Annotated in this window: 5 protein-coding genes; 3 read left to right on the top strand and 2 right to left on the bottom strand. The window is 69.5% G+C overall.

What is annotated here, in order from left to right; all coding sequences use genetic code 11:
* Together AC1D15_RS20490 and AC1D15_RS20485 are read right to left on the bottom strand one after the other, a co-directional pair.
* The coding region (locus AC1D15_RS20490) for a transporter substrate-binding domain-containing protein (RefSeq protein WP_477827413.1) at positions 1–746 on the bottom strand (746 nt) is incomplete at its 3' end.
* Between the two features lie 202 nt (positions 747–948).
* Positions 949–1,875: a LysR substrate-binding domain-containing protein gene (locus AC1D15_RS20485; protein WP_477827412.1), complete on the bottom strand. Its 927-nt coding sequence runs from the start codon at positions 1,873–1,875 to the stop codon at positions 949–951.
* 119 nt (positions 1,876–1,994) lie between these two features.
* On the opposite strand from AC1D15_RS20485, the gene AC1D15_RS20480 reads away from it, so the two are divergent.
* From AC1D15_RS20480 to AC1D15_RS20470, 3 genes are all read left to right on the top strand, one after another.
* Positions 1,995–2,579 carry an RNA polymerase sigma factor gene (locus tag AC1D15_RS20480; protein ID WP_477827411.1) on the top strand — a complete coding sequence of 195 codons (585 nt, stop codon included), beginning with the start codon at positions 1,995–1,997 and terminating at the stop codon, positions 2,577–2,579.
* A 12-nt stretch (positions 2,580–2,591) separates the two neighbouring features.
* Positions 2,592–2,978: a hypothetical protein gene (locus AC1D15_RS20475; RefSeq protein ID WP_477827410.1), complete on the top strand. Its 387-nt coding sequence runs from the start codon at positions 2,592–2,594 to the stop codon at positions 2,976–2,978.
* The coding region (locus AC1D15_RS20470) for an MFS transporter (protein ID WP_477827409.1) at positions 2,975–4,123 on the top strand (1,149 nt) is incomplete at its 3' end. The genes AC1D15_RS20475 and AC1D15_RS20470, both read left to right, overlap by 4 nt.

The raw sequence follows: 4,123 nt of genomic DNA, 5'->3' as shown, positions 1-4,123 counted from the left end.
GTGTCGATCAGCCAGCCGCTGCGGTGCCAGCCCTGCACCACCTTGTCGATCGCGGCGATGGTGTCGGTCTCGCCCTTGCGGACCCAGATCACCGACAGCGCCGGGTTCAGCTCGGGCAGCGGCGCGGCGTAGTCCTTCCACTCGGGGTTGTCCTTCAGCAGCGGGTTGAGCAGCGTGGTGTCGTGCACCGCGGCGATGCAGTTGCCGCCGCGCAACGCGAGCAGCGATTCGGACGAGCCCTTGAAGCCCTTCACCTGCGCGCCGTACAGCTCGGTGAGCGGCTTCGCGTAGCTGCTGCCCTGCGACAGGCACACCGGTTTGCCGCGCAGGTCTTCCCAACGCTGGATGCCGCTGCTCTTCAGCACCGCCGCGGTGCCGCCGACGCGGTAGTGCGGCGTCGGCGCGTAGCCGAGGATCTCGATGCGCTCGGGCGTCAGCTCCATCGCGGCGATCAGCGCATCGACCTTGCCGGCCTGCAGGAACTGCACGCGGTTGGACGGCAGCACCTGCACCGCCTCCAGCTGCGCGCCGAGGCCGCGTGCCAGTTCGCGGGCCAGCTCCGGATTCCAGCCGACGAAGCGTTGCGTGGCCGGATCGATCGCGCCGAACGGGCCGCCGCTGATCATCACGCCGACGACGATGCGGCCTTCCTTGCGGATCTTGTCCAGCGTGGCGTCGGCTTGGGCCGCACCGGTGGCCAGGGCGAGCGCGCCGACAGCGAGGCGTGCGAGCGAAGCGAGGGTCATGGGGAGGTCCGTTGGGGAGCGTGGATGTGGAGGCGCATCGTAGGAAGCAGGCCGGTCGCCGTGAACCTTGCACGGCTCATATGCTTATGAATGAAGGCGTTGCGACGGGTGGCGATCGCCATCAGAACGCGTGCAAGTGATTGATCTGCAATGCATGGGATGTCGACCGATGCAGCCATGCCCTGCCCCGACACATCAGCGTTCACGATGTTTTCGCCTGCCGCGCTGATGCATTGGCACGCGCCCCACTCGCCGGCAGGCTGCGCGTGTTCCGGATCAGCTCGAAGGCCTGGCGCGCGACCGGGTTCGCGGTGTTCGGCCGCACCCACAGGTGGTAGCTGACCTCGGGCAGGCGCGGCAGGCCGTCGGATTCGCCGAGCACCCGCAGTTCGGGGCCGAGCAGTTCCATGCTGCGCGCGGTGACACCCAGGCCGGCCAGCAATGCGGCCTTCACGCCGATCAGGTTCGACGACGAGTACGACAGCCGCCACGGCACGCGGGCGCGGTCCAGCGCCTCGAGCGCGAGGCGGCGGAAGATGCTCGGCTCGTCGATCAGGATCAGCGGCAGCGGCTCGCGCGGCGACGGCTTGAACTGCAGCGCGCTGAGCCACACCGTCGGCGAGCGGTGCAGCAGGATGCCTTCGAGGGCCCTGTCCTCGCGGGTCGAGATCGTCATGTCGAGTTCGCCGCGCTGCAGCGACTCCATCAGGTGCGGGCTGCGGCCGACGTTGATCTCCAGCCGCAGGTGCGGCGACGAGCGCGCGATGCGCCCGAGCAGGCCCGGCAGCAGCGTGTCGGCCACGTCGTGCGGCGAGCCGATGCGCAGCGAGCCGCGCAGCCCGCTGTCGGCCAGCGTGTGCACCGCCTCGTCGTTCAGCGCGAGCATTTCGCGCGCATAGCGCAGCAACTGCCGGCCGGGGTCGGTCAGCAGCTTCTGGCGGCCCTCCTTCTGGAACAGCGGCAGGCCGGCCTGCAGCTCCAGCCGCTGGATCTGCTGCGTGACCGCCGACTGCGTGCGCCCGAGCCGCGTGCCGCCCGCGGCGAAGCTGCCGGCATCGACGACCGCGACGAAGCTGCGCAGCAGCTCGAGGTCGAAGGTGGCGGGTGCGCGTGGGGATGGGCTGGACATGGGGCTGCGGTGGAAGCGGCCGGGGACGGTAGCTGCCACGGCGCCGGCCGGGAACGACCGTGTGCGCAGATCGATATGCGGCCGCACAATATCCCGCCGCCTGGAACGTCTTCCCAGGCATGGATCCGCCAACGCCCCCTGCCCTCGTGACCGCACCCGACCCCGATCACGAGCAAGACATCACCGCCACCGTGCGCCGCGAGTCCGGCCGGCTCGGCGCGTTCATCCGGCACCGCGTGGCTGACCCGACCGACGCCGAAGACATCCTGCAGGACGTGCTCGAGGAGTTCGTCGAGGCGTACCGGTTGCCGTCAGCGATCGAGCAGGTGAGCGCCTGGCTGTTCCAGGTGGCGCGCAACCGCATCGTCGACCGCTTCCGCAAGAAGCGCGAGGAGCCGCTGGTCGACAGCGGCGATCCGGACGACACGGACATGCGGCTGGACCTGGCGCTGCCTGACCCGGACGGCGGGCCGGAGGCGGCCTATGCGCGATCGGTGCTGCTGGGCACGTTGCAACAGGCGCTCGACGACCTGCCGGCCAACCAGCGCGAGGTGTTCGTCGCGCACGAGCTCGACGGCCTCAGTTTCAAGGAGATGGCTACGCAGACCGGCGTGCCGCTCAACACCTTGCTCGCCCGCAAGCGCTACGCGGTGCTCTACCTGCGCTCGCGGCTGCAACCCATCTACGACGAATTGGACGATTGAAGGAGAACGATGATGAGATTCAAGGCCATGTTTTTCGGGCGCTTCGTGCTGGGCCTGGTCGCAATCGCCGCGCTGGGCGGTGTCGTGATGGCACTGTGGAATGCGGTGATCCCCGGGCTGCTGGCCGGTGCGCAGGCGATCGACTACCCGCATGCGCTGGGCCTGCTGGTGCTGTGCCGCATCCTGTTCGGCGGCTTCCGCGGCTATGGTGGCTGGCACGGCGGCTGGCACGGCCATCGGTTCGGCCACCGCTTCGGGCACCGGTCCGGCGGACGCTGCGGCCCCGACTGGCACGCGATGACACCTGAAGAGCGCGAGCAGTTCCGCCGCGGAATTCGCCCTGACAATCGCCCCGACACCCGCCCGCCCGCCGACGCCCGCACCGGAGCCCCTGAATGAGCACTCCTTCCCTCGCGCCCCCGGCGCCGCCGCAGGCCTTCTCGCCGTACCAGAAGGTGGTGCTGGGGCTGCTCGCGTTCCTGCAGTTCGCGGTCATCCTCGACTTCATGTTGATGGCGCCGCTCGGCGCGCTGATCATGCCGGCGCTGTCGATCACGCCGAAGCAGTTCGGGCTCGTCGTCTCGGCCTATGCGTTCAGCGCCGGTGCGGCCGGGCTGCTGACGGCCGGTTTCGCGGACCGCTTCGACCGCAAGAAGCTGCTGCTGTTCTTCTACACCGGCTTCGTGCTGGGCACGCTGTGGTGCGGGCTGTCACCCACCTTCGAGAGCCTGCTGGCAGCGCGCATCGTCACCGGCCTGTTCGGCGGCGTGATCGGCTCGATCGTGCTCGCGATTGCCACCGACCTGTTCCCGGCGTCGATGCGCGGGCGCGTGATGGGCCTGATCCAGACCGCGTTCGCGGCCAGCCAGGTGCTGGGCCTGCCGGCCGGGCTGTACCTGTCGAGCCGGTGGGACTGGCACATGCCCTTCTTCGCGATGGCCGCGCTCGGCCTGGTGGGCGGGCTGGTGGTGGCCTGGCGGCTGCAGCCGGTGGATGCGCACCTGAAACTGCCGCAGGAGCGTGGCGCCTTCAGCCACCTGCTGCACACGGTGACCGTGCCGCGCCACCTGCTGGCGTTCGCGACGACCGCGCTGCTGACCACCGGCGGCTTCATGCTGATGCCGTTCAGCAGTGCCTTCACCGTCAACAACCTGGGCATCAGCATGCACAGCCTGCCGACGATCTACCTGGTGACGGGGCTGTGCACCATCGTGTTCGGGCCGCTGATCGGGCGGGCCGCCGACAGGTTCGGCAAGTTCCGCGTGTTCACGGTGGGCACGCTGCTGTCGATGACGATGGTGGAGATCTACACGCACCTCGACCCGGTGCCGCTGCCGGTGCTGATCGCGGTCAACGCGGTGCTGTTCGTCGGCATCTTCTCGCGGATGATCCCGTTCCAGGCCATCGTGGCGGGCGTTCCGACACCGGCGCAGCGCGGCGCGTTCAACGCGATCAGCGCGTCGGTGCAGCAGTTGTCGGGCGGCGTCGCGTCGGTGATCGCCGGCCACATCGTCACGCTGGGGGCCGACGGCCGGCTGCAGCAT

Source organism: Rhizobacter sp. P2_H2 (genome assembly GCF_056403375.1).
Note: the sequence above shows the minus strand (reverse complement) of the source record. Positions and strands in the feature narration are given on the sequence as shown.